Origin of the sequence: Streptomyces sp. NPDC021080, assembly GCF_044333225.1 — a bacterium.
Classification (GTDB): Bacteria; Actinomycetota; Actinomycetes; order Streptomycetales; family Streptomycetaceae; genus Streptomyces.
Window position 1 is genome coordinate 1 of sequence record NZ_JBIRQM010000071.1, and the last position, 1,131, is coordinate 1,131.

Sequence of the window (1,131 nt, forward strand, 5' to 3'; positions counted from 1 at the left end):
GCTGCGGGTACGTCGTGGTGGCCGGCCGACCATGCCGGCCCCGGAAGTTCAGCCCCTCCGGCGTTTGAGGAGCGGGGTCCGGGGCGGAGCCCCAGATATGGGACGGGTAGGGGCGGAGAGGGCGAAAAACCTGCGCCCACCCCCACTCCCTCGCTCTCCCCGAAGGAATCCGTTCCGCTTCAGCCGATGTGAAGGCGAACGGTCCCGTCCGCGACAGCCTCGACCCGGACCTCGGTCAGATCACGTACGGCCACGTCGGGCCGGTGGAACGGCGCCCGGGGTCCGATCCCCACGACCCGCATCCCGGCGGCCCGCCCCGCGGCGATCCCCGCCGCGGAGTCCTCGAAGACGACGCAGTCCTCGGGCGCGATCCCCAACTCGGCCGCACCCTTCAGGAAACCCTCGGGATCGGGCTTGCTGGCGCCGACGGACTCGGCCGTGACACGTACATCGGGAAGTCCGAGCCCGGCGGCGGCCATCCGCGCACTGGACAGCGCCACGTCCGCCGAGGTGACGAGCGCGTGCGGCACTCCGGCGAGGGAGGCGAGGAACTCCGGCGCTCCCGGGATCGCGACGACACCGTCCATGTCGGCGGTCTCCTCGGCCAGCATCCGCTCGTTGTCCGCGTAGTTCTGTTCCATGGGGCGGTCCGGCAGCAGCACTGCCATGGAGGCGTAGCCCTGCCGGCCGTGGACGACCTTCATGACCTCGTCCCCGTCCAGCCCGTGCCGATCGGCCCAGCCACGCCAGCAGCGCTCGACGACGACGTCCGAGTTGACGAGGGTGCCGTCCATGTCGAGCAGGAGGGCGCGGGCGGTCAGAACAGTGGTGGCCGTGGTCATCGGCAGGCTCCAAAACGCAAAGAGGGGGGTCACTACACCCCCGGAAAACAAGGCGGTCCCGCCCGCCGGTCAGGGAGGTGCGGACGGGGACCACTTTGTTCCTACACGATACAAAACAACTCGGCCCAACGCCACCGCAGCACGTCAGGGGCACATTCCAGGGAAGGGCCAGCCCCCAGGAGGCCACTCACCCCACACCCGGGATCCGGCAGAAGGAGCCACCTGGGGCCACCACGACACACCCGCCGCCGGAGGGACACGGCGTCGGCCACCACGACGTACCCGCAGT

The 1,131-nt window shown here is 70.5% G+C and carries 1 protein-coding gene; it reads right to left on the reverse strand.

The window, feature by feature from the left end; all coding sequences use genetic code 11:
* Nucleotides 1–179 precede the first annotated feature (179 nt).
* The gene (locus tag ACH4S8_RS45175) at nucleotides 180–842 is read right to left on the reverse strand and encodes an HAD-IA family hydrolase (RefSeq protein ID WP_398405203.1); all 663 of its coding nucleotides are present in this window, start codon (nucleotides 840–842) and stop codon (nucleotides 180–182) included.
* Nucleotides 843–1,131 lie beyond the last annotated feature (289 nt).

Coding starts and splice junctions, on each gene's coding strand:
- ACH4S8_RS45175 (WP_398405203.1), bottom strand. CDS start 842: ATGACCACGGCCACCACTGTTCTGACCGCCCGCGCCCTCCTGCTCGAC.